General features: G+C 34.9%; 17 protein-coding genes and 2 pseudogenes. 14 read left to right on the top strand and 5 right to left on the bottom strand.

Annotation, left to right across the window (positions count from 1 at the left end):
* Positions 1-61: 61 nt before the first annotated feature.
* The 4 genes from BLV35_RS10095 to BLV35_RS10080 form a co-directional block, all read right to left on the bottom strand.
* Positions 62-1813 carry a sodium:solute symporter family protein gene (locus tag BLV35_RS10095; RefSeq protein WP_091089017.1) on the bottom strand — a complete coding sequence of 584 codons (1752 nt, stop codon included), beginning with the start codon at positions 1811-1813 and terminating at the stop codon, positions 62-64.
* Positions 1814-1841: 28 nt separating this feature from the next.
* A complete protein-coding gene (locus BLV35_RS10090; RefSeq protein WP_091089014.1) occupies positions 1842-2102 on the bottom strand; it encodes a DUF4212 domain-containing protein in 261 nt (86 codons plus the stop codon).
* Positions 2103-2129: 27 nt separating this feature from the next.
* Complete coding sequence (locus BLV35_RS10085; protein ID WP_091089009.1) at positions 2130-3368, bottom strand: hypothetical protein; 1239 nt, start codon at positions 3366-3368, stop codon at positions 2130-2132.
* Positions 3369-3476: 108 nt separating this feature from the next.
* On the bottom strand, positions 3477-3896 hold the full coding sequence (locus BLV35_RS10080) for an IS1/IS1595 family N-terminal zinc-binding domain-containing protein (RefSeq protein WP_091089002.1): 420 nt from the start codon (positions 3894-3896) through the stop codon (positions 3477-3479).
* Positions 3897-4114: 218 nt separating this feature from the next.
* Between BLV35_RS10080 and BLV35_RS10075 the strand changes: the two genes are divergently transcribed.
* From BLV35_RS10075 to BLV35_RS10015, 12 genes and pseudogenes are all read left to right on the top strand, one after another.
* Positions 4115-6034 (top strand): DUF294 nucleotidyltransferase-like domain-containing protein, encoded by a 1920-nt coding sequence (locus BLV35_RS10075; RefSeq protein WP_176980602.1) that lies wholly within the window; start codon positions 4115-4117, stop codon positions 6032-6034.
* Positions 6035-6649, top strand: coding sequence for a 3'-5' exonuclease (locus BLV35_RS10070; protein WP_091088999.1), 615 nt, complete (start codon positions 6035-6037; stop codon positions 6647-6649). It begins immediately after the preceding gene.
* Positions 6650-6700: 51 nt separating this feature from the next.
* Positions 6701-7105, top strand: a pseudogene (locus BLV35_RS10065) (CoA-transferase); the annotation flags it as partial.
* 238 nt (positions 7106-7343) lie between these two features.
* On the top strand, positions 7344-7949 hold the full coding sequence (locus tag BLV35_RS10060) for an RNA polymerase sigma factor (RefSeq protein WP_176980601.1): 606 nt from the start codon (positions 7344-7346) through the stop codon (positions 7947-7949).
* A 254-nt stretch (positions 7950-8203) separates the two neighbouring features.
* Entirely contained in the window at positions 8204-9406 is a 1203-nt protein-coding gene (locus BLV35_RS10050; RefSeq protein WP_091088991.1) for a FecR family protein, read from the top strand.
* A gap of 140 nt (positions 9407-9546) precedes the next feature.
* Positions 9547-13026: a SusC/RagA family TonB-linked outer membrane protein gene (locus tag BLV35_RS10045; protein WP_091088987.1), complete on the top strand. Its 3480-nt coding sequence runs from the start codon at positions 9547-9549 to the stop codon at positions 13024-13026.
* 53 nt (positions 13027-13079) lie between these two features.
* Positions 13080-14309, top strand: a complete 1230-nt coding sequence (locus BLV35_RS10040) for a M14 family metallopeptidase (RefSeq protein ID WP_091088984.1) — start codon at positions 13080-13082, stop codon at positions 14307-14309.
* Between the two features lie 23 nt (positions 14310-14332).
* Positions 14333-17539 carry a SusC/RagA family TonB-linked outer membrane protein gene (locus BLV35_RS10035; protein WP_091088982.1) on the top strand — a complete coding sequence of 1069 codons (3207 nt, stop codon included), beginning with the start codon at positions 14333-14335 and terminating at the stop codon, positions 17537-17539.
* Between the two features lie 11 nt (positions 17540-17550).
* Positions 17551-18948, top strand: a complete 1398-nt coding sequence (locus tag BLV35_RS10030; RefSeq protein ID WP_091088977.1) for a SusD/RagB family nutrient-binding outer membrane lipoprotein — start codon at positions 17551-17553, stop codon at positions 18946-18948.
* Positions 18949-19059: 111 nt separating this feature from the next.
* A complete protein-coding gene (locus BLV35_RS10025) occupies positions 19060-20235 on the top strand; it encodes a M14 family metallopeptidase (RefSeq protein ID WP_091088974.1) in 1176 nt (391 codons plus the stop codon).
* Positions 20236-20362: 127 nt separating this feature from the next.
* Positions 20363-21649 (top strand): dicarboxylate/amino acid:cation symporter, encoded by a 1287-nt coding sequence (locus BLV35_RS10020; protein WP_091088971.1) that lies wholly within the window; start codon positions 20363-20365, stop codon positions 21647-21649.
* A gap of 123 nt (positions 21650-21772) precedes the next feature.
* Entirely contained in the window at positions 21773-24067 is a 2295-nt protein-coding gene (locus BLV35_RS10015; RefSeq protein WP_091088967.1) for an NADP-dependent malic enzyme, read from the top strand.
* 661 nt (positions 24068-24728) lie between these two features.
* Here BLV35_RS10015 and BLV35_RS19480 read toward each other — a convergent pair.
* Positions 24729-25220, bottom strand: coding sequence for a site-specific integrase (locus BLV35_RS19480; RefSeq protein ID WP_317040168.1), 492 nt, complete (start codon positions 25218-25220; stop codon positions 24729-24731).
* A gap of 36 nt (positions 25221-25256) precedes the next feature.
* On the opposite strand from BLV35_RS19480, the pseudogene BLV35_RS19735 reads away from it, so the two are divergent.
* Together BLV35_RS19735 and BLV35_RS09990 are read left to right on the top strand one after the other, a co-directional pair.
* Positions 25257-25858 (top strand): annotated as a pseudogene (locus tag BLV35_RS19735) (isoaspartyl peptidase/L-asparaginase family protein).
* 348 nt (positions 25859-26206) lie between these two features.
* Positions 26207-26746, top strand: coding sequence for a lipid-binding SYLF domain-containing protein (locus BLV35_RS09990; protein WP_091088958.1), 540 nt, complete (start codon positions 26207-26209; stop codon positions 26744-26746).
* Positions 26747-26911: the final 165 nt, after the last annotated feature.

Here is a 26911-nt window from a genome sequence, read left to right as displayed (position 1 = left end):
TACAAACAAATGTAGAGATTGTATAGTTTAAAAATAATTTTTATAACCTATTTAATAATTTTTAATGAGTCGCTTCGCCAGCACCAGAAGGAATTCTAATATGCTCTACAATATCTTGAACGTCTTGTGGAGGCGCAGGTGTAAAACTTTTAACTGTAAATGCTACAACAAAGTTTACAATCATTGCTATGGTTCCAAAACCTTCAGGGGAAATTCCAAACCACCAGCTTTCTTTTAAACCAGCAACAGCATCTTGTCCACCATCAAAAAGACCGAATTTGAATTTCAACATGTAGAAAATCATCAATAAAAGTCCGATAACCATACCTGATATAGCTCCTTCTTTATTCATTTTCTTATCAAAAATCCCAAGGATAATCGCAGGGAAAAGAGATGCAGCGGCTAATCCAAAAGCAAGCGCTACAACTGCGGCGACAAAACCTGGAGGATTGATTCCAAAATAACCTGCAATAACTACTGCAACTGCTGCAGCTCCACGGGCAGCCCAAAGTTCTCCTTTTTCAGAAATATTTGGGTTGATCATTTTTTTGATAATATCATGAGATACAGAAGCTGAAATTACTAATAATAAACCAGCAGCAGTAGATAAGGCAGCAGCTAATGCTCCAGCTGCAACTAATGCAATAACCCAGTTAGGTAAGTTCGCAATTTCAGGATTAGCAAGAACCATGATGTCTTTATCGATAACTAACTCGCTACCTTTATTTCCTTTTGCTTCTTCAGCTGCTAAAAATGCAGCGTCTTTAGACTTGTCATTATAATATTGAATTTTACCATCTCCGTTTTTATCTTCAAAAGCTAATAAACCGGTCTTCTCCCATTTAGTAAACCATGCTGGCATTGAAGTGTAGTCTTTTCCGTTAACAGTTTCAATTAAGTTTGTTTTTGCAAAAACAGAAATTGCCGGTGCAGTAGTATATAATATGGCAATTAAAATCAAGGCATATCCAGCTGATTTTCTAGCATCCTTTACTCTTTTAACGGTAAAGAAGCGAACAATAACGTGAGGTAATCCAGCAGTACCAACCATTAAGGCTAATGTGATTGCAAATACATCTATCATTGATTTTGTTCCATCAGTATATACTGCAAATCCAAGGTCTGTAGAAAGACCGTTTAATTTGTCAAGTAAATAGGTATCAGTCCCTAAAACTTTTCCTCCCATTCCTAATTGTGGAACTGGGTTACCTGTCATTTGTATAGAAATAAAGATAGCAGGAACCATGAAGGCGAATATTAAGACACAATATTGTGCTACTTGGGTATATGTGATCCCTTTCATTCCTCCTAGAGTGGCGTAGAACAAAACAATTACCATTCCTATGATAACTCCAGTGTTAATGTCAACTTCTAAAAATTTAGAAAATACGAGACCTACACCGCGCATTTGTCCAGCTACGTAGGTAAAAGAAACGACTAGCGCACAAACGACAGCAACAGTTCTAGCGCTATTAGAATAGTAACGTTCTCCAATGAAATCTGGCACGGTAAATTTCCCAAATTTCCTTAGATAAGGGGCAAGTAAAAGGGCAAGTAATACATATCCACCCGTCCATCCCATCAAATAAACGGCTCCGTCATATCCATCAAAGGAGATGATTCCAGCCATAGATATAAAGGAAGCGGCACTCATCCAGTCAGCGGCCGTAGCCATACCATTTGCTAATGGCGAAATTTCTCCACCGGCAACATAAAATTCTTTAGTTGATGTCGCACGCGACCAGATTGCAATTCCAATATAGAGGGCAAATGTTACTCCAACAAGTATATAGGTCCAAGTTTGTAAATCCATGATGTTTTATTTTTTTATAGTTTTTAAATTATTCGTCGTAACCGTATTTTTTGTCTAGTTTGTTCATTAAATGAACATAAACAAATATTAGTATGACAAATACATAAATTGAACCTTGTTGTGCGAACCAGAAACCAAGTGGAAAGCCACCTAATTTAAAGGAATCTAATGCTTGTTTGAAAAGGATTCCTGCCCCGTAGGAAACAGCAAACCAAATACTTAATAAGATTAGAAGGTATTTTAGGTTTTCCTTCCAATACGCAGTTGCGTTGTCTTGTTTATCGCTCATGATAGTTGTGATTAAAAAGTGAATAGATTATAGGTAAATCATTGCTTGCAGCGTAATTGTATTTACCGCTTTGTTTGTACCATATTTTAAAGTTTGGTATTCTAAAGTTAGTTTAGAATTATGACCGCTAAAAAAAGCATTAGCACCAATACCTACTTGAGAAGCATTGTCGTTTATAGCATCTATTTGTCTTTGGTCATAAGACACATACGGTTGAAAGCGAGTTTTTGATTTTCCAGGCAAAACGTAACCTAGATGTCCATGGACCATTGATCCTGTTTCATAAGTTGTCCCTAGTCTGTAGTCTTTTCCGTAATCATTGTTTTGATATAAGGCATATGCTGTAAGAGCAGCGCCTTGAGTTCCTACTGGGACATCATAAAATGCATCAAGTCCAAAAATAGTAACGTTTTCTCCGCTTAAATTCCCAGCTGCATCAGCAATTACAGAACCATTAGGATGTGAAAAGAAACCAGCTCCTATATTGAATACTTTTTTTGTTCCTAAATAAGTACCTACTTTATAAGGTAAGAAGTTGCTTTCAGAATCTAAAAAGCCATATTCAAAATAACCAGCGTATGTTCTTCCTGCTTCTTTTGAGCCTAATAATCTTTTACCAGTATAAGTTGCTGGACCGTTGTTTGTAGGCGCTGTAGTGGCTTGTAAATTTGTTGTAGCCGCACCATTCATCGAAACGCGATATTGAAATTTCCCAAAAGCTCCTTTGGCGTATACCCCAATATGTCTGGCAAATTGATCAGATAAACCTAAAGTAGCCCAAGCTTGTCTTTGGTTGTCTAAGGTCATCAGGTTTAATGTACTTTGGTTGTTCAAACGAGAGATTCCGTTCCAGTAATGTAATCCACCCCCAATAGCATTGTCTTTTCCAAGGCTGTATTGAGCCCAAACATCATGCATAAATAATTGTGAGCCATCCCCTTTTCCTGTAGGACTCATTGAATCTGCGTTTAGACTATTAAGTCCAAAATGAGTTACAATTAAAAAGTCTTTGTTAATTTGCGCATACATAAGTACACGTGCTCTTCTTACGCTAAAATCTAAATCAGCCTGTTGATTTCCATTTCCGTCAAGTGGACGGTCTGAATTGTATTGTCCCCAAATTTGCGCCCAAGATATCACTCTAAGATACTTTGAGCCATCCTCATTAAGGTTAAATTTCATTCCGGCTCCATAATCAGGAGAGCCTTGTGAAAAGCCTTTTAAGGATAGAAGCAGGACTGCTGCAATCAAATAAACTTTTTTCATAATTAATTATTAGTTTGGTTAAGAGAAATGGTTAGTTTCTAGACCGCCAAAGTCTAATTTTTTGTTAAGAAAAAAAAGTAAGGTATATATTTGTGTAAAAAGATATAGTTAATCTTTGAAACGTTCCCATTTTATAAGCATAAACTTATCCCCTAACTCGGTTATTATCATTCCTGCTCCTGATAGTAAATCTTTGTTTTTGATGTATTCTACTAGTTCTAAGTGATTAAAAATCTTGTAAGTAGGATGGTAGTTACCATGAGAAGGTTTTTTTATATTAAAAGACTTTACCCAGTTACTGACCGTAACATGGGACACCCCAATAATACGCTCGATTTCTCGATAACTCAATCCTTCTAGGTACAGCTGTAATGCTTTTGTTACATAGTAATCATCTATCTTTTTTCCGATTTTATTAACAGTAAAAAAATAATTGCATTTTTTACATAGATACCTTTGTTTGTTGTTGATTACACCGCTTTTTATGATGTGGGTTCCTTGACATTTCGGACAGGCTAAAAGCTCCATATATATAAAATTTGCATAAATATAGTAAATTAGCAATTATAGTAAACGAATAATGTAAATAAAATGGTCTTAATTTATAATAAGTTTATTTATGTTGGCGATTTGTTGAGGTTTTAGCAGTTTTAACCGGGATTTACTCTTGGTTTTTTCAGAGTTTAATTAGTCTATAGTTAGAACCTTGTCTATTTTATGTAATTTTAGATATCAATAAACAGTTTATGAAAAATTCAATAGCAGAACGAGTAGCCGATTTTTTACAAAAACACCCTCCCTTTTTGAGTCTTAGTATGCCTGATTTGATTGCCATCTCCAAAGAATGTCAGGTGGTTTATTTGGAAAAAAATCAGGTGCTTTTTAATGTGAATGACCAGCCGCATTCTTTTTTTTATATTGTGAAAGACGGAGCAGTGGGCTTGTCGATTTCTTATGATGAAAAAGAAATCCTGATCGATAAATGTGATGAAGGTGATATTATAGGGTTGCGTCCTTTCTTTGCTAAGGATAACTATTTGATGGACGCCATGGCTCGCGAGGAAAGTTTACTTTACGCTATTCCAATTGCTGTTTTTAAAACCTATGTTTTTCAGAATCCGGAGGTTTCTGAGTTTTTATTAGAAAGTTTCGCGTCTAATACACGAAATCCCTACGACAAAGAGAATAAGGGAAAACTGATTTCAGAAAATGTTGTTTATAACGAACAGGATGCTATAATTCAGTATTTCAAACCCATTTCGCATACTGAAAACCCGATCACGGCTAACAGAAAAGTAACTGTAAAAAGTATAGCTGAGATGATGGTGAAGTATAAAATAGGAAGTGTTGTTATTGAAGAGAATCAATTGCCAATTGGTATTATTACCGACAAAGATTTGCGTTCTAAAATTGCTACGGGAATGTTTGCTATCAACGATACCGCGGACCAAATTATGTCAACACCGGTAATTACTGTCCCTGCAAATCGATCTGTTGCTGAGGTCCAATTGCTAATGATGCAGCATAATATTGGGCATTTGTGTGTGACTTCAGATGGTACGGCAACATCAGAAATTATAGGGATTATTTCCGAACACGATGTTTTTACCGCTCAGGCTAATAACCCTGGAGTGCTTGTGAAACAAACAAAACGTGCAAATACTGCTGTAGAACTTCAAGGGATTAGAGAGAATCTAACGCAGCTGATTCAGAATGCGTTGTATGAAAATATTCCTGTCGGACACATTTGTCAGATTGTAGGGGAGATTAATACGGCTATTACAAAAAGAGCCATCGAGTTGTCTATTTTAAAAATGAAGGAACAACCTCCCGTTCCATTTGCATGGTTGAATATAGGAAGCCAGGGAAGAAAAGAACAATTGTTATTGACAGATCAAGATAATGCCTTGGTTTTTGAAGATGTAGCCGCAGAACGATACGATGAGGTTAAAAAATACTTTATAGAATTAGCAGAAAATGTGACGAATGTATTAAATGTAGTAGGCTACGAATTTTGCCCCGCTGAAATGATGGCGAGTAATCCATTATGGTGCAAGTCAGTAACAGAATGGAAGGAGCAGTATGGGACTTGGATTCACAGCCCGGGAGAGAAAGGGATTCTAATGTGCTCCATTTTTTTTGATTATGACTTTGTTTATGGAGATAAAACGTTGGTTGACGCAATTACGGAGGCTATTTTTAAAAATATAGATAATAATCAAATCTTCTTTGCTTACTTAGGAGGAGATGCTATGAAAAGCCCACCTCCATTAGGTTTTTTTAGGCAGTTTTTAGTAGAGAAAGACGGCGAATATAAAGATAGTTTTGATGTTAAAGGTCGTGGGTTAATGCCTTTAATTGATGCGGCCAGATTGTTGTGTTTGAATCAGAAAATTACCGGGACTAATAATACTTTGGTACGATTTAAAGAATTAGCAGCTTTAGAGCCGCAAAACGCTGCGATTTATGAGGCTTGTTCGGAGGCATTCTCTGTATTGCAAAAATTTAGAACCGAAGAAGGTTTCGCTAGTAATTCCAGTGGACGATATCTAGACTTAAATAAATTGTCAAAGCTGGATAAGGTAAAGCTCAAAAATGCTTTTCAGCCGATACACGAGGTGCAGGAAATTCTCAAAACTCGATTTCAACTTACTTATTTTACTTAAATGAAGCTATTTAATTGGTTTAAAAAAGATGAAAAAGTCTATCCTGAATTTTGGCAAAGCTATTTGTCCTGTTTTGATTCTAAAGTAAAAAAGAATTTAGAACAACGGATTGTGGCTTTTGATACAGAAACTACAGGCTTGGATTATAGAACAGATGTAATTCTGTCTATTGGTGCTGTTGGTATTTATGAAAACACTATTAGCGTAAGTGATTATTTAGAGTTGTTTTTGAGTCAAGATATTTTTAAAAAAGAAACAGTGCCTATTCATGGAATTTTAAAAGAAGGGAAGGAAGAAAAAATAATAGAAACTGAAGCAGTGATACAATTTCTTGGCTTCATAAAGGATGCTGTACTTGTGGGTCATCATGTGAGTTTTGATGTTAAAATGATAAATGAAGCATTAAAACGGATGGGGCTGGGTAAGCTTAAAAATAGAAGTATTGATACTGATGCGATGTATCAAAAATTTAAAGGGCTACAGGAAGATCAGCATACAGGTTTGGATGAATTATGTGGAATTTTCAAGATCCAAAGTAGTGACCGACACACGGCAATTGGGGACGCGTACATAACAGCATTGATTTTTTTGCGACTTAAAAACAAATGGAAGTAGTAAAGATGTTTGTAAAGGTTCAATCATAAGTTTGATAGTGGGCATTTAGGATGGACTTGCAACACGATGATTCGGGCTCAAAAAGTAGATTTAACAATTTTGGGTGCCATGGAAGTGTCTGAAAATGGAGATATTGCCAATTGGAAAATTCCAGGAAAGATGGTAAAAGGCATGGGTGGTGCGATGGATTTAGTAGCATCTGCTGAAAATATCATCGTGGCAATGATGCACATTAATAAAGCAGGAGAATCTAAAATTCTAAAAAAATGTACGCTGCCATTAACCGGTGTTGGTTGTGTAAAAAAGGTAGTTACTGAGTTAGCTGTTTTAGAAGTTACGCCTAATGGTTTTAGGTTAGTAGAAAGAGCGCCTGGAGTTTCGGTTGAAGAAATTATAAAAGCTACAGCTGCTCAATTAATCGTTGATGGTGAAATTCCAGAGATGGCAATCGATTAAAATTCCAATTTATAGAAAAAGTGATTCCTAGTTATTCAATATGGTTTGATTAGGAATCTTTTTAGGTTTGATTCTTATTTGAGTAGCGTATCTAGGAAAACGTATCTCGAGAATATAAACTTAGCCTTTTTATGCGAAGCAAAGTAATTTAACAAAAAATTGGGGAAGCATACAAAATTGTATATTTTTGTTTTTTAAGTTTACTTCAAAAGTTAAAAGCAAAACAGATCATTATATTTTGGCTAATAATAACGACAAGCATTTTTTGGAAGATTTTAAGAATGGCAATGAAAAAGCTATTCGCAAACTGTACACCCTATATTATCGACCATTATGTTATTTCAATCAAAAAATAATTAACTATTCACAGGAAGCAGAAGATATATCTACTGAAACATTTTTAAAATTACTACAGAAAAGAAAAGATTTTGAAAGTCTTTCTGAAATCAGATCTTTTTTATTTACCGCATCTAAAAATTCTTGTTTGGATTTCTTGAGAAAGGAAAAACGACACAATAAATCTCATCAGGAAATCTCTCTTTTGTCTCCCTTAGAAGAATTACTTGTAGATCAAGAAGTGATATCGGCTAAAGTATTGCAATCTATTTATGCCGAAATAGAAAATCTTCCCAATCAATGCCAGCAAATATTCAAATCTATTTATATAGAAGGTAAGACTACAGCCGAAATTGCTAAAGAAATGGGTATAAGTACTCAAACCGTTTTAAATCAAAAAGCAAAAGCCTTGCGTAAAATCAGATTGGCTTTGAGTCATGAAAATTTATTTTCTATGGCTATGCTTCTGAAGACGTTATCCTTGATTGCCTTGGATTCAAAACAATAATCATCAAAAACAATAATAAGCAGCATGTTTATATACCACTATGGGAAAGAATTTTATTTCCTTGTTGTGATGTAAATAGTTGTCATTGTGTGTTATATAAAACCAAAAATCACTGAACTTAAGTAGCGATTTTTGGTTTTTTTTCGTTGGATTTTTAGGCTTGAATAATTTTTTTTCAAAAAACATGTTTTTTGGATGGTTAAAAATACTTTGAGTTCGTGTTACTCTATATATATTAATCCAACGCTACGTTTATGTCAAATATTCAACCTCAAATAGATGAGTTAATTATCAAATTTCTTAACGGAACTCTTGATGACAATGAGCGTGGTACTCTGGATAATTGGATTACAGCTTCAGATGCTAATGCCAAAATATTTGAAAATCTGACAAATGAAAAATGGGTTACTGGGGAGCTGGGGAAAATGTATTCAATTGGGGAAAATGCGGGGTGGAATACTATCGTAACGGCATTAAATTCTGAAGTTGAAATCAAATCTAATAAGCATTTTTGGTATAAATGGGTTGCTGCTGCCATTATTGTTGTGGCATTAGGTTCTGGATATTGGAGCTATATAATGAATAATTCTGATTTCAATCAAACACCGCTAAAAGAGTTCGCTATAGATATACAAGCTCCTGCTACTAATAAAGCAATTTTGACACTTGCTGATGGAACAAAAATTGTTTTGGAAGAAGCTTCAAATGGAAAATTAGTTGCAGAAGGAGATGTTCAGGTAACAAAAACAGAAGGAGGTAAAATAATCTATGAAGACTCAAAAAACAATGGTAGTAGCGTTGTTAACGAAAACACTTTGTTTGTGCCAAGGGGGAGTAAGCCCGTACAATTGGTGCTGTCTGATGGAACGGAAGTCTGGTTGAATACGGGGTCTTCATTGACTTATCCTTCAAGGTTTGTAGGTATCGATAGAAAGGTAAAGATGACAGGAGAAGTTTTCTTTGATGTGGCAAAAAATCCTGCCATGCCATTTAAGGTAATGGCAAACGGAATTGAAACGCAGGCATTAGGAACGCAATTCAATATTAATGCTTATTCAGATGAGCCTATGGCCAAAATAACTTTGATCGAAGGAAGTATTAAGGTGGAACGCAAGAAAAGTAATACTGAAAAAGACCACTTAATTGTTAAACCAGGTCAGCAGGTGCTGGGAGCTAATCATTTGAAATTAATAGAAAACGCAAATCTCGAGGAAGTTATGGCTTGGAAAAACGGACAATTTCATTTTGAAGGAGCCAATATTAGAACAATTATGGGGCAAATCTCTAAATTTTATAATGTGGATGTAGAGTATAGAGACGATATTAAGTATTCTTTTGTAATGAAATCGTCCAGATCGGTGCCCGTTTCAGAACTGCTTAAAGTGATGGAATTAACAGATTTAGTACGTTTTAAAATTGAAGGAAATAAAATTATAGTTCTTGCGAATAAAAAGTAATAAAGATAAAAAAATGCCTTTTTGAGTTTCTTTTCGTGAACAATAAACCTTGATTTCTAGCAAAATCAAGGTGGTCAAGTAAAATCAAATTCCAGACTTAGTCTAGGAGATGAGTACAAAAAAATAAAATTGAGTTAAAGATGAAAATTACTTATGTCTTACTGTTTATATTCTCTATGCTTTTTTGCAGTGAAGGAATGGCGCAAAAGGTTAGCCTGAAGTTTAAAAACGTCGAGATATTAACCGTTTTTAAAGAAATAGAAAAGCAAACCAAATTTAGTTTTGTGTATAGCGAGGAGCACCTAGCGCGAACAAAAAAGATTGATCTTTCGCTGCACAATGAAAATTTGGAACTTGCACTACAGCTTATTTTTAAGGATCAGCCTCTAACTTATACAATTGTTGGGAAGCATATTGTATTGAAAGAAAAGTTAATTATTCCTCTCAAAAATGGAACTTTCATTGTACCTGCTACAAAGTATATATATGGTACCGTCACCAATGAAGTAGGGGGGGCTTTGCCTGGTACAAATATCCTTGAAAAGGGAACTAGAAATGGGGTGCAATCTGATTTGGACGGGAATTTTTCTATCGAGCTTGCAAATAATAAAGCTGTCATGCAGTTGAGCTACATAGGTTATGCAGCTATTGAGGTTACTGTTGGAGAGCTAAGTACATTCAATATTATTTTGTCTAAGGATACGCAAGCTTTAGAAGATGTAGTGGTAAACGTGTCTGGTTTTAAGGAAAAAAGAGATGATATAGCATCAACTTATTCGGTAATTGATGTTGAGGATATCTCACGATCAAAAGAGCCAACATTAATTAATAGCTTGGCAGGAAAAGCAGCGGGACTTTCAATTACGGGTACTAGCGCTGATCCTGGTGCGGGTTCTAACATTCAGATTAGGGGCGTTAGTTCTATCAACGGTAGTTCGCCTTTAATTGTGGTTGACGGTATTCCTCTTAATAATAGTAACCTTGAAGGGATAGCAAGTGGTGCTGATGCGGGAGTTTCGCAACAGTCCAGATTAAATGATATCAATCTTGATGATATTGAAACGATTCAGATATTTAAAGGGGCTTCTGCTGGGGCTTTATTCGGGTCTCAAGCTTTAGGTGGAGTAGTAGTAATTACTACAAAACGAGGAAAAGCAGGGAAGTTGAAGGCGTCAGTAACCTCCACTGTTTCTATTGATAAAATTAACAGAAGGCATTCTTTGCAAACTAATTATGGTCAAGGTTCAGGGGGGAAGTATAGTCCTACAGCCGCTAATTCTTGGGGAGATAAAATAGCAGACAGAGTAGGAGGAGATGATACGGTGAATACTTCAGGTAGATATTTTAAAGCAGCAGATGGTACTTTGTATTATCCAATAATTACAAAAAACTCTAAAAACGTATATCGAGATAGTAATTTTGATCAAATTTTTCAAGATGGAATTACCCAAGATATTAAATTTAATTTATCGGGTGGTAATGAAAAAGGGACCTTTTATTTTAGTGCTTCGCATTTAGATCAAGAAGGGATAATCAAACAAAGTAATTATTTAAAAAGCACCATCACCTTCGGTAATACCTACAAATTTAACGATTGGTTGGATACTTCTGCCAAAGTTTCCTATATCAATAGTTCTTCTAATAGAATTCAACAAGGGTCTAATACAGCAGGAATTTATTTGGGTTTGCTAAGGAATCCGGCTGATTTTGATATTAGCGATTATATTGGAACCTATTATGATAACCTGGGGGCCCCAACAGCTTTAAGGCACAGGAGTTATAGAAGGTATATGGGAGACACAGAAAATCCAACTTATAATAATCCATTATGGACCATTAATGAACAGATTAGTGAAACAGTAGTGGGTAGGGTTTTTGGGTCGATTGATTTTAATATTAAGGCTACTCCTTGGTTGAATTTTGTCTTAAGATCTGGACTTGATACTTATAATGACGATAGAGTGTATTTTTTTCCAATGTTCTCAGGAGACGGAGCTAATAGAGGAAGATATCAAAATGAAATTTATAAGAATACGGAATTATCGGCTGATTTAATTTCCTTGATGAATTTTAATTTAACAGAAAAACTCTCGGCAAAAGTAACCGTTGGAAGTGCCCTTAATGATCGAAAAAGAAAACAAATATATGTTGAAGCCATTGACTTTCTCTTTAATAGCCGACTTCAAAACGCATCAATTGCCTCTGTCAAAGATGAGCAAGAGCTAAATAGAAGGATTAGGAATGTCCGTCTATATGGTCAATCGAGTTTTGATTATAATGAAGTTTTGAATCTAAATTTGGGACTTACCTATGAAGATGCTTCTTCTAGTGTAAAGTCAATAATTTATCCAAGTGTTGAAGTTGGTTTTAAGTGGAGTGAGTTACTTCAATTAGATACTGATAGCCCCCTTTCATTTGCAAAGCTTCGACTGGCTTATGGAGAAGTTGGTTTAGCTCCTGAGCCACATGGTTGGGAAACGGGCTATGAAACAGCAACTTATTCAGGGTATTCAGATGGAATTTCTTTAACGGCCTTTGGTAGCGGATATAGATTGAATGATGATCAGGGAAATCCATATTTAGAATTTGAAAAAAAGAAGGAATATGAAGCAGGATTAGATTTTAGATTCTTTAGAAATAAATTGAAGCTTTCTGGAACTTATTATTTTAATAAAACAGATGATATGCTGCTACCTATTTCTTTAAATCCGTCTTCTGGATATGATACTTTGTTAGGCAATGTAGCTTCACTTCAAAATAAAGGTTTTGAATTTGAATTTGATTATAATTTCCTAAAGAAAAAGGACTTTTCGGTAGATGTATATGGTAATGTTTCAACCAATAAAGGCGAAGTAACTGATTTGGCAGGCGTAGTTTCAGTTGACTTTACTCCAGGTTCATCTACTAAATCAGCTGCGGTGGTAGGACAGCCAGTGGGTATTTTGTTAGGAAGTGCTGCGTTGCGTAAAAGTGATGGTTCACTAGACTTAGACGCAAATGGATTTCCGCAATTAGACACAACGGGAGATAAAGTTCTTGGCGATCCAAATCCAGATTGGAAAGCTGCCGCAGGAATACAAATTAATTATAAAAATTTTTCAGTAAACGCGCTGTTTGACACTAGTCAAGGAAATGATATTGCCGAACGTACAAGATATGTATTGTATGGTTTTGGAGCGCACGCTGATGTGGGTAACGAGGTAATACTTACGCAAGATTTAAAAAACTTTAAAGGAGTAACTGTCGCTAGTGGATCAACAGTACGAGGTAATATTCAAAATTTTGGAAATGGCCCTGTATTGTTAGATGAGAGTTGGTACACTACCCTTGGAGGAGGGATTGGAGGGTCTGTTATTAATGAATTTGCTGTGGCAGATGCTAGCTGGACTCGCTTAAGAGAGCTCAGTTTAAGTTATAGTTTGAGAGGAAACCTTATAAAAAAGACAGGGATGGAGTCTATTGATTTATCCATAACGGGGAGGAACCTAGCTTTATGGACTAAGATTAAAGGAATTGACCCAGATGTGAATCAATACGGAACAGGGGTAGGTAAGGGAATAGATTATTTTACGAATCCAAGTTCAAAGTCTGTAGTTTTTGGAATGAAAATAAATTTGTAAAAAAAGGAATGTAACAGATGCTGTTAAGAATTAACCAAAAGAATTAACCAAATATGAAAACAACCAATCGCCAATTATTTTGTTTTTTACTGCCGATCGCTTTCGTCGCATGTACTACTGTAAAGGAAGTTGCATTTAAAACTCCAGTTGATACAACCACAAAACGTATAGAAATACAAACAAAGCAAACCTATGAGCTAAAGGATATGGGAGTTTTTGCTAGTAATGATTTTGATGGAGCGCGTTTAAATGGTTTTGTCAAAGAAAATGACAGTACGGCAATAGTGGTAATAAACCCTGAAAATACACCAATAAATAATAGTGGGTATTATGCTTTTAACACCTGGTCCACTACTCCTAAAACTTTTTATTTTAAGTTTCAATACCCAGAAGGATACAATCATCGATACATCCCTAAGTTAAAAATAGGAAATGATTGGAGCATACTTGATTCTTCGTTTATTTTTAAAAAAGACAGTATTGTAACTATTAAATTAAACTTAAGTAAAGAGCCTGTTGTTGTTGCAGCACAAGTTATAGAATCATCATCAGATGTTAAAAAGTGGTACACAGATGTTGTTAAAGGAAAGGAATATTTTGTCAAATTAAAAAGTGTAGGAAAATCTACCAAAGGGAGAGATTTGCCAGTATTGGATATTTATAAAGGAGATAAAAAGAACAAGGATATCATAATACTATTAACAAGACAACATCCGCCAGAAGTAACGGGATATTATGCATTCCAAAGTTTCTTGAAGACAATATTAAATGATTCAGGGTTGTCTAAGGAATTTTTAGATCATTATAGAATTTTAGCTTTTCCTATTTTAAATCCAGACGGAGTAGATATGGGGCACTGGCGCCATAATGCAGGAGGAGTCGATTTAAATAGAGATTGGTCATCATACAAGCAGCCTGAGATAAAAAAAGTAGTTTCATTTATAGATAAAACTAGTAAAAAAGACTCTGGCAAAATAATACTAGGACTGGATTTCCATTCTACTTGGCATGACGTTTTTTATACGAACAAAACCAGGAAAGAAACGACACTTCCAAATTTTGTTTCAGATTGGTTTGCTGCACTTGAAAAAAATATACCTAACTATAAAGTGAATGAAGAAGCTGGCAACAGTACAAAACCTGTCTCTAAAGGCTGGTTTCTGTATGGTCATGATGCAGTTGGAATTACCTATGAAATTGGAGATGCAACTCCTAAAAAATCGATTGAACTTTTTGGCAGTGTGTCTGCCGAACAAATGATGAGTATTATACTAACCAAATAAATATTAACTAAAACCAATTTAACATGATTAAAAAATTAATTTTATGTACGATAACCATTTTGATGTCAAGTGGTTACCTGTTTGCGCAGCGTACAGTGAAGGGATCCGTAAGTGACAAATCAGGACCTTTGCCCGGAGCAACTGTGATAATAAAAGGAGGGACAATTGGGACTACAACTGATTTTGACGGGAAATTTTCGCTCAGTGTTCCTAATAATAATGCAGTGTTGCAAGTGAGTTATATAGGTTACAAAGCAGTTGATGTAGCTGTTGGAGAAAAAACTACATTCAATGTCATGTTAGCTGGTGATGCACAAGCTTTAGATGAGGTGGTGGTAAACGTATCCGGTTTTAAGGAAAAAAGAGACAACATGGCGTCAACTTATTCGGTAATTGGTGTTGAGAGTGTGTCTAAAGCCAAAGAGCCAACGTTAATTAATAGTTTGGCAGGAAAAGCTGCAGGACTTTCAATTACGGGTACTAGTGCTGATCCTGGAGCAGGTTCTAACATTCAAATAAGGGGAGTCAGTTCTATCAACGGTAGTTCACCATTAATCGTTGTTGATGGTATTCCGCTTAATAATAGTAATCTTGAAGGGATAGCAAGTGGTTCTTCTGGAGGAGTTTCACAACAGTCAAGATTAAATGATATCAATCCAGATGATATTGAGAGTATTCAAGTATTTAAAGGGGCTTCTGCGGGGTCTTTGTATGGGTCTCAAGCTTTAGGTGGAGTAATAGTAATTACTACAAAAAGAGGAAAAGCGGGTAAATTAAAAGCTTCATTAAGCTCTACTATTTCTATCGATAAAATTAATAGAAGACATGCTTTACAAACTAGTTACGGCCAGGGTTCGAAAGGTATCTATAGCCCTACAAGTGCTAATTCTTGGGGAGATAAAATTGCTGATAGAGTTGGAGGAGCTGATATTGTAAATACTTCGGGAAGATATTTTGAGGCAGCAGATGGTTCTCTATATTATCCACTAGTTACTAAAAACTCCAAAGATGTATTTCGCGATAGTAATTTTGATCAAATTTTTCAAGATGGATTGGCGCAAGACGTTAAATTAAATTTATCGGGAGGAAATGAGAGAGGAACTTTTTATTTTAGTGCCTCTCATTTAGATCAAGAAGGGATAATCAGACAAAGTAATTATTTTAAAAACACCATAACCTTTGGTAATACCTACAAATTTAACGATTGGTTAAATACTTCAGCTAAAGTATCCTATATCAATAGTTCGTCTAATAGAATACAACAAGGATCTAATACAGCGGGAGTATATTTAGGTTTGTTAAGGAACCCAGCTGATTTTGATATTAGTGATTACATTGGTACGTATTATGATAACGTAGGAACCCCAACTCCTTCAAGACATAGAAGTTATAGAAGGTATTTGGGAGATACTGAAAACCCAACGTATAATAATCCACTATGGACTATTAATGAGCAAACTAGTGAAACAGTAGTGGATAGAGTTTTTGGGTCGATTGATTTTAATGTAAAAGCTACACCTTGGTTAAATTTTGTATTAAGATCTGGACTTGATACGTATAATGATGATAGAACGTATTTTTTTCCAATGTTCTCGGGAGACAGTGCTAATAAAGGAAGGTATCAGAATGAAATCTATAAGAACACTGAAATTTCAGCTGACTTAATTTCGTTGATGAGTTTTGATTTGACAGATAAACTTTCGGCCAAAGTAACAGTAGGAAGTGCTATTAATGATAGAAAAAGAAAACAAATATATGTAGAAGCTATTGACTTTCTATTTAATAGTAGACTTCAAAATCCATCAATTGCCTCGATTAAAGATGAGCAAGAGCAAAATAGAAGAATTAGAAATGTACGTTTATACGGTCAATCTAGTTTTGATTACAATGATGTGTTGAATTTAAATTTGGGACTTACTTATGAAGATGCTTCTTCCAGTGTAAAGTCAATAGTTTACCCTAGTGTTGAAGTTGGCTTGAAATTTAGTGAATTACTTCAATTAGACAATGATAGTCCGCTTTCATTTGCAAAGCTTAGATTGGCTTATGGTGAAGTAGGTTTAGCTCCTGATCCTCACGGATGGGAAACGGGTTATGAAACTGCAACATATACAGGATATTCAGATCCTATTTCTTTAACAGCCTTTGGAGGAGGTTATAGATTGAATGATGATCAGGGAAATCCATATTTAGAATTTGAAAAAAAGAAGGAATATGAAGCTGGATTAGACTTTAGACTCTTTAAAAACAAATTGAAGCTTTCTGGAACTTATTATTTTAATAAGACAGACGATATGCTACTACCTATTTCGTTAAATCCCTCTTCCGGATTTGATAGTTTGTTAGGGAATGTGGCTTCGCTTCAAAACAAAGGTTTTGAATTTGAATTTGACTATAATTTTCTAAAGAGAAAGGCTTTTTCATTAAATCTATATGGTAATATTTCAACTAATAGAAGTGAAGTAACAGATTTGGCTGGGGTAGCCTCAGTTGATTTTAGCGCAGGATCATCTATTCAGTCAGCCGCAGTTGTAGGACAGCCAGTGGGCGTTTTAATAGGAAGTGCTGCATTGCGTAAAAGTGATGGTTCGTATGATTTAGATGCAAATGGTTTTCCTCAATTAGACACTTCAGGAAATAAAGTTCTTGGAGATCCAAATCCTGATTGGAGAGGTGCTGCAGGAATAAGAGCTAATTACAAAAACTTTTCATTAAACGTATTGTTTGAGACGAGTCAAGGGAATGATCTTGCTGATCGTACAAGATTTGTGCTGTATGGCTTTGGAACGCACGCTGATGTAGGAAATGAAGTAACGCTTACACAAGATTTAAAAAATTATAAAGGAGCAACGATAGCTAGTGGATCAACAGTACGAGGGAATATTCAAAACTTTGGAAATGGACCAGTATTATTAGATGAAAATTGGTACACTACTCTTGGAGGTGGTATCGGTGGATCTGTGATTAATGAATTTGCTGTAGTAGATGCTAGTTGGACTCGTTTAAGAGAAGTTAGTTTAAGTTATAGTCTAAAAGGGAGTCTAATAAAAAAGACAGGTTTGGAGTCTATTGACTTATCAGTAACTGGAAGAAACTTAGGTTTATGGACTAACGTTAAGGGAATTGACCCAGATGTTAATCAGTTTGGAACAGGAGTAGCTAAGGGAATAGAATATTTCACAAATCCAAGTTCAAGATCAATTGTAGTTGGAATGAATATTAACTTTTAATAAAAATCACGATGAAAAAATATATAAAACAAATTATATGCTCGACGTTGCTACTCTCTTTATTGGGATGCGATCAGTATTTAGATATTAATGAGGATCCAAATGTATCTACAGACGTTCCTGCAGAGTTATTATTAAAAGGGATGGAGCTGGCAGATGTTCAAATTCAATCTGGGCATTTAATGCGTATATCTCAATTTTGGACCGGACAAATGAAAGGTACAGTAAATTTATACGGACGAATTAATGACTACATAATATCACCTGAAGACTCAAATGATGCTTGGGCATTTATGTATCATGGCATTATGACTCAAAATGATGTTATTCAAAAAAACTCGCAAGATGAGTTGGTAAAGGGTATTGCTAACGTTATTGAGGCACACGGAATAGGAAGTATGGCTTCAATGTTTGGAGATGTTCCATATTCAAAAGTGGGTGTTGAAACCAAAGCCGCATTTGATGGGCAATTAGAAGTGTATAAAGCAGCTCAAGATTTACTATCTACCGCAATCACTCAATTAAGTAGCGTTTCGACTACCAGAAGATTTACAAATGATATTTTATTGGGTGGAAACCCAATTGCTTGGATACAAGTTGCCAATAGTTTAAAAGCACGGTACTACATGATGACAAGACAATATCCTGAAGCGTATCAAAGTGCACTTTTAGGGGTTAAGTCAAAAGCCAATTCGCTTCGATTTGCCGCTGGATTTGCTGGCTATGGAACTACTAGAGAAAATAGCAATTTGTATAACCTGATTTTAACAGGAAGTCGCTCAGGAGATTTGACATCAACAGGGTCATTTATGCAAAATTTATTAGATGTAACTAAAACATCTTCAAGAAATAATTCAAAAACGACTGAGAGTAGAAGACGTGATTATTTAATAGTTGATCAAACAGGAATTAACAGTACTAGAATAAGCGCCGTTAATGCTCTTACTCCCCTAGTAAGTTATGAAGAAAATTTATTGATTTTAGCTGAAGCAGGGTATAGAACAGTTGGCTTTAATGAAGGGTTAATACGTTTAAATGCTTTAAGAGCTTATTTAGCGACGGGAACTGCATTTGCAGGAAATCCAATTCTTGCCTTAAAATATGATGCTTATGTATCAACAGATTTCGACGCTGGAGGAATTGAAAATAAGGATAATGTAACGGCTAATAAAGCATTGTTAAGAGAAATTGTAGAAGAAAAATATGTGTCTTGTTTTGGGACGTTAGTTCCTTTTGATGATTCTAGAAGAATTCGTTCGACAGATAATGATATCGCTTTGCCTATTCCTATTAATTCAGGGACTGCATATCCAGAGCGATTTTTAATAGCTCAAGATGAAATAAATGGAAATGAATTTGCTCCATCACCTATTCCAGGTCTTTTTGTAAAAACTCCTGTGAACCAATAAATTTAAATGTTTTATAAAAAAGGAGGTTGCTTAAAGGTTAACTTGAGCAGCCTCTTTTTTAATTAATATTTATTCTTTTTAGCAGAAAATTTTTAACATAAAGCCATTAATATGGGAATAAAAAAAATAATTGTTTTACTCATTTTCGGGGTTAATTATTTCTCATTTGGGCAAAATATAGTACCTCTTTATAAAATAGATGGACTTGTGGTAGATGCTTCTTTTGCTGGAGGTAGATTAAATAAATTTGAAAAGCAAAAGGATGACCTTTATAATGCTTATATATTTCCAGAGAATGAACCGGTAAATGAAAGTCCGTGGTATGCATTTAGTATCAGTTCAAAACAAGAAAAAACAATACAAGTAACACTTAATTATGGCGCTTATAAGCACCGCTATATTCCTAAAATAAGCACTGATAAGGTAAAATGGACCCTTATAGATGTGTCCGAAATAGCTGTCGATCCCATTTCTGGTATTGTCACATTACAACTGAAAGTTTCACCTCAAAAAATTTATGTTTCTGCTCAAGAAATAGAATCTAGTGAAGATACGTATTTGTGGATGGATAAGCTTTTGGAGAGGAATTCGCAATTAAAAAAAGTAATTGCGGGAAAAACAGGGTTAAACAAAGACAACTATTGTTTAGAGTTTGAAAATAAAAACATTAAAAATTCCATTGTCCTTATTGCAAGGCAGCATCCTCCAGAAATAACTGGAGGAACCATTGGCTTTAGGGCCTTTTTTGAAGCATTACTTTCAGATTCTGATATCGCTAAAGCATTTAGAGACCGGTTTAATATATATGCATTTCCCTTGTTTAATCCAGATGGCGCAGATATGGGGAATTGGAGACACAATGCTAACGGAGTAGATTTAAATAGAGACTGGGTAGACTTTAAGCAACCAGAAACGAAAATGGCCAAAATGTTTTTTGAAAATAAAATAAGGCAAGGGCATGAAATAAAATTTGCTATTGATTTTCACGCTTCCTATTCTGGACCATACTTGTTAGTCTTAGATTTTATAAATGAAATGAAGACACAGAAAATTATACCTACTTGGCTAGCAAACATAGAGAGCAATTCAGCGTTTAGAATAGAATCCAGAAGACGAAGTCAAGAATTACCGTATTGCTATAATTATTTTTTTAATCAGCTGGGAAGTGAAGCCGTTACTTATGAAGAAGGCGACGAAATAGATAGGGGTGTAATTAGAAAAAGGGCTCAAGTTTATGCCACTGAACTAATGAGAACCTTAATTGAAAAATTCGATAAAAATAAATAACAATTTTTTATATAAAAAATAGTGCTTATGGTTCCTTGTGTTCTATGTGGCAGCTAGTAAGCCATGAAAAAGGAGACGGCAGAATTCCTGATTCTAAATAAATGATTTCTAAAATAAAATTATTACAATGAAAAAAATTGCATTACACTGGAAAATATTACTTGGAATGATTTTGGGAGTAGGTGTTGGAGTACTAATGACACAATTTAGCGGCGGTAAAGAATTAGTTCAAGATTGGATAAAACCATTTGGCAGTATTTTTATTAATTCATTAAAACTTATCGCAGTGCCTTTAATCTTAGGTTCGCTAATAAAAGGAGTTTCGGACTTGAAGGATATTTCAAAACTCTCTAAAATGGGCGGTAGGACAATTGGGATTTATCTAATTACTACTCTTATTGCTGTTTCCATAGGATTATTATTAGTTAATATAATTAAACCTGGTGAGGCTATTTCAGCCGAAACTCGTCAAGATTTAGTTCAAAATTATAGTAGTGATGCCGCTAAATATTCTGATGCTGCATTAAAACAAAAAGAGAATGGTCCACTACAAGCGTTGATTGATATTGTTCCCGAGAATATATTTGGGGCAGCTACGGAAAACAAAAACATGCTTCAGGTCATATTCTTCTCTATTTTTTTTGGTATTGGTCTTATTTTAATTCCGGAAAAAAAATCAAAACCTGTCAAAAAATTCTTTGATGGTTTTAATGAAGTTATTTTAAAAATGATAGATCTGATAATGCTTGCGGCTCCTTTTGGTGTTTTTGCGCTGTTATCAGCTTTGGTTGTTGAATCTCCAAGTGTAGGTTTGTTTAAAGCCTTAATATGGTATGCTTTTACCGTTATTCTTGGATTGTTTCTTATGATGGTGTTTTATAATTTATTGACCTTGTTAGTGGCAAAAGTAAATCCTTCAACTTTTTTAAAAGGAATTTCCCCTGCACAATTATTAGCCTTTTCTACTAGCAGTAGTGCTGCCACTTTACCTGTAACGATGGAACGGGTAACAGATCATCTAGGAGTAGATGAAGAAGTAAGTAGTTTCGTTTTGCCAATAGGTGCGACAATTAATATGGATGGAACTAGTTTATATCAAGCAGTAGCCGCCGTGTTTATTGCTCAAGCTTTTGGTATGGATTTGTCGCTCGGTGTTCAACTAGGTATTATTGCTACAGCGACATTGGCGAGTATTGGGTCTGCTGCTGTGCCTGGAGCAGGTATGGTAATGCTAGTAATTGTTCTGGCGCAAGCTGGTATTCCGGAAGCGGGCTTAGCGTTAATTTTTGCCATAGACAGGCCCTTGGATATGTGTAGAACGGCTGTTAATGTCACAGGAGACGCTACTGTAGCGGTTATTGTGGCAAAATCTTTAGGGATGTTGCATGATCCTAAAGTGGAAGATAGGAGTTAAAATTACATAGCATCAATATGGCTGAGGTTTTTTTTAAAAATCGTCTAGTGCAGTTGCTAAAGCAAAAATAAGCATTAAACAAGATAATGACAAATTAGTATTAATAATATTATAATTGAGTTTATGAGCAAGGAAAAGTTAAAAAGGGAAGCATTAGATTACCATGAAAAACCGCAACCTGGTAAGATAAAAATTGTACCTACAAAGGCTTATGCTACGCAACGAGATTTAGGATTAGCTTATTCTCCGGGAGTAGCTGAACCTTGTTTAGAAATTGCCAGAGATGTAAATAATGTTTATAAATATACTGCTAAAGGGAATTTAGTGGCAGTTATTACTAATGGTACCGCTGTTTTAGGATTGGGAGATATAGGTCCAGAAGCTTCTAAACCAGTGATGGAAGGGAAGTCTTTATTGTTTAAAATTTTTGCAGATATTGATAGTATCGATATTGAATTAGACACTAAAGATGTTGAAAAATTCATAGAAACAGTAAAAATTATGGCTCCAACTTTTGGAGGGATTAATCTTGAAGATATCAAAGCGCCAGAGGCTTTTGAAATTGAGAGAAGATTAAAAGAAGAATTAGATATTCCGGTGATGCATGATGATCAACATGGAACAGCAATTATATCTGCTGCTGCGTTATTGAATGCATTGGAAATTACCAATAAAAAAATAGAAGAGGTACGCATTGTAGTTAGTGGTGCAGGAGCAGCTGCCGTTTCTTGCACTAAACTGTATAAAGCTTTTGGTGCTCGTGCTGAAAATATTGTAATGATAGATAGTAAAGGCGTAATTAGAAGTGATAGAGATAATCTATCTGTTGAAAAATTAGAATTTGCTTCAGATAGAAAGATAGATACATTAGAAGAAGCGATAGTCGAAGCGGATGTTTTTATAGGATTATCAGTTGCTGATGTGGTTAATCCTGCGATGTTGCTGTCTATGGCAAAAGATCCAATTGTTTTTGCAATGGCAAATCCAGATCCTGAGATTGGTTATGAGTTGGCGGTGCAAACAAGAAAAGATATCATTATGGCTACTGGTCGTTCTGATCATCCTAACCAAGTAAATAATGTACTAGGATTTCCTTATATCTTCAGAGGGGCTTTGGATGTTAGGGCAACCAAAATTAACGAAGAAATGAAAATGGCTGCTGTTAAAGCTATAGCTGAATTAGCAAAAGAATCGGTACCAGAGCAGGTAAATATTACGTATGGTGAAACTCGTTTAGCTTTTGGTCGTGATTATATTATTCCTAAGCCATTTGACCCAAGATTAATTTATTCTATTCCTCCTGCAATTGCTAAAGCTGCGATGGATAGTGGAGTTGCTCGAATTGCAATCGAAGATTGGGATAATTACAAAGAAGAATTATTGCAGCGTTCAGGAAATGACAATAAAGTAGTTCGTATGTTTCATAGTAGGGCAAAAATAAACCCTAAAAAAATTGTATTTGCTGAAGCAGGTCATTTGGATGTTTTAAAAGCAGCTCAAATTGTTTATGAAGAAGGGATTGCAGTCCCTATATTATTAGGTAATAAAGAAACAATAGTAGAACTTAAAAAAGAGTTGGGCTTTAATGCGAATCTTGTTATTATTGATTCTAAAGATGAGGATTCTAAAGAAAAAAGAAGACAATATGCTGAGAAGTACTGGACTAAAAGGAAAAGAAAAGGAGCCACTTTATACAGTTCAGAATCAAAAATGAGAGAACGCAACTATTTTGGAGCCATGATGGTTCTAGAAGGTGATGCTGACGGTATGATTTCAGGATATTCCAGAGCATATCCAACAGTAGTTAAGCCAATTTTTGAAGTGATAGGAAGAGCTTCGAATGTAAAAAAAGTAGCTACGTTTAATATTTTAACAACAGAAAGAGGTCCGATGTTTTTGGCAGATACCGCTATTAGTATTGAACCATCAGCAGAAGAATTAGCAGATATTGCACAAATGACTGCTAATGTTATGACTACTTTTGGTTTTGATCCCGTCATTGCGATGCTTTCTTATTCTAATTTTGGTTCATCAGCACATCCTAATGCAATTAAAGTTAGAAAAGCAGTAAGTATTTTACATGCTCAAAATCCAGAATTGCTAGTTGATGGAGATATTCAGACCGATTTTGCTTTAAATACAGAATTATTACAAAGTACTTTTCCATTTTCAAAATTGGTTGGTAAAAAAGTAAATACTCTTGTTTTTCCAAATTTAGAGTCTGCAAACATTACTTATAAACTGATGAAAGAATTGAATAAATCTGAATCAATAGGACCTATAATGATGGGATTAAGTAAGTCGGTTCATGTACTTCAATTGGGGGCCAGCGTGAATGAAATAGTAAATATGACAGCTGTTGCTGTTATAGATGCTCAGGAGCGTGAAAAAAGAAAAAATGCTAAGATAAAACCTTAGTTACTAAGTGTATTCTAAAATTGTTTGGTTTGTTTTTTTTCAATTTCTCACGTTTAAATAAGTGGGATTTTAAAACCCCGTCTTATCGGGGTTTTTTCTTTATCCAATACAAATACTATAGATAAGATTAATGCTTCTTGAGATTAGCTAAATGACTTGAAAAGGTGAAATCAAGCTAAGTCAAGTCATTAAAAAGGATCCTGATGACGATAACAGACTATCATTAAACAATCCTAAATTTCTTTAAAAACAGAGATACTAATGCTTCTACAAGATCCTTCATTGCGAAAATAAAAGCATTTATATGTTTAGGAACATTGATATCTTCTATTAAGACCAATTAATATTTAGGGCTAATTTTTGAAGCTCCGCAGTGTTTTTCATTTGATTCCAACAAATGATTCTGAATAGTTATTATAAAAAAATTAATTATGCTTATAAAAATTGTAGGTTATTTAAATAGAAATAGTAGAACTGATTAACTTACTTTTTAATTAACTACTGTTTTAAGTTCAATGTTATTAATTTTGAACTTATCCCTCAAAATCATCATATCCTCACTGACTTTTTTATCAAGGGCTTTAGCATAGTGTGGAGTTGTTCTTAAATTTTTATGACCAAGCATTTTGCTTGCACTTTCTATAGGAACTCCGTTAGTTAGTTAGTTAGTTAGTGTTACCGTAGTTGCAAAAGTGTGACGGGCAATGTGAAAGGTGAGTTCTTTTTCAATTTTACAAACTTCCGCAATCTCTTTTAAATAGGCGTTCATCTTTTGATTAGATAAGATTGGAAGTAATCTATTTTGATTATTGCTTTCCGGATGATCCTCGTATTTATCGATAATCATCTGGGTAATTGGAAGAATTGGAATCTTCGAAGCGGTTTTTGTTTTCTGGCGGTGGGTGAATATCCACTTCTCTCCATCAATACCGAGGCTTGTGTGGGACTTTGTTAGGTTTTTGACGTCAATGTATGCCATACCGGTAAAAAAGCTAAAAAGGAAGATATCGCGTACTAGTGATAATCTTTCAGTTTTGAAATTTTTGTTGATGATATTCTCAATCTCTTCCTCTGATAAATACACGCGTTCCACTTCTATGACTTTAGCTTTGTAGTTGCTGAAAGGGTTTCTGTCAATCCAATTATTGGCCAAACATATCTTGATGATTTTACTGAAATTCTTGTTGTGATGGATAGTTCAAAACATGTTTTACTTTCAGGAGTAAGAGCTGAAATAATGGCAAAAAATAATGGTGTTGAAATGGTTGACGAATCTTATTTTTATACTGAAAAAAGATTAAATCAATTACGAAAAATTCAAGGTACGAGCGAAATACGTCTTGATCATAGTGAATTGATTGATGATCATAAATTCGGGACTGTTGGTGCCGTTGCGATTGATAAAAACGGAAATATCGCAGCAGGAACTTCAACTGGAGGAATGACTAATAAAAAGTACGGGCGAATAGGAGATTCACCTATTATTGGTGCTGGAACGTATGCTAATAATTTAACCTGCGGAATTTCAGCTACTGGAATGGAGAATATTTTATGAAAACTGTGGCGGCTCACGAAGTCTCTAATTTGATACAGTATAAAGGATTAAGTCCAAAAGAAGCTTTGCATGAAGTAATTTTTAATCAAATTGGAAAACTTGGAGGCCAAGGAGGAATGATTTTGTTAGACAAAAACGGAAATGTCTCTTGGGATTTTAACTTAGATGGTATGTTTAGAGGTTTCAAAAAATCAAGCGGGGAAAATGTTGTTGAAATGTTTGAACAAAAGGAATAGCTAGTAAAATAGGTGTTTATAGTATTACAGAAAAATTATAAGAAACGAGGAGATCAGCATACAGGTTTGGATAAATTATGTGGAATTTTTAAGATCCAAAGTAGTGATCGACACACGGCAATTGGCGATGCATATATAACAGCATTGATTTTTTTACGACTTAAAAACAAAGGGAAGTAGTATTGTAATTTTGTAATTTATCGATGTATGTCATTGATAATCAGATTATTTTATTATTATTTGGAAAATTTATTTTAAATTTGAAGAACCATATTTCACTTTTTAGTTAATGATTGAAAGTGTGCATATTCGGAGTTGGTTTTTTGATAACAATTTAAAATAGAAGCTATGAAAAAAGTAAATGTTATTTGGATAGTATTGATGGCTTGCGCAATGATGATTACACCTATTTTCGGGCAATCTCGTGCGAAGAAGAATAAAATTATTGCCGATAGCAAGATGGCGAAAGTGGAGTTTATTAAAACGGATCCTCTTATGAAGGGGCTTTTTGATAAAGCCTATGGCTATGTTATCTTTCCAAATGTGGGTAAAGCAGGATTTGGTATAGGAGGTGCGTCTGGTAATGGAGCGGTCTATGAGCGCAATACCTTGATGGGAATTGCAAAGTTGTCGCAACTGAGTATAGGGTTTCAAGCAGGGGCCCAAGCGTATCGCGAAGTCATATTTTTTGAGACAGAAGCGGATATGGAACGATTTAAAAGTAGTCAGTTGGAGTTTGCTGCTCAAGTTTCGGCAGTAGCTGTAACAGAAGGAGCTTCAGCAAATGTGAAGTATGCCGAAGGTGTAATGGTATTTACCATGCAAAAAGGAGGACTCATGTATGAGGCATCAGTAGGTGGACAGCAATTTAAGTTTAGTAAACTGTAGCGTCGTGATAGTTTTTGGGTAGTACGCATTTGCAATTAGTGAATATCTGATTGGAATTGCTAAGTACTTAACGAGTTAAAAGAAAAAAAGGAGCTAGTGGCTCCTTTTTTTATAATAGGATTACGTTGTGAAATAAAAACTTCAATCCCGATGCATCTGGATTAT

It is taken from the genome of Flavobacterium gillisiae, from assembly GCF_900107635.1.
Lineage (GTDB): Bacteria > Bacteroidota > Bacteroidia > Flavobacteriales > Flavobacteriaceae > Flavobacterium > Flavobacterium gillisiae.
The sequence above is the reverse complement of the archived record's forward strand: the minus strand, read 5'-3'. Positions and strand labels throughout refer to the sequence as shown.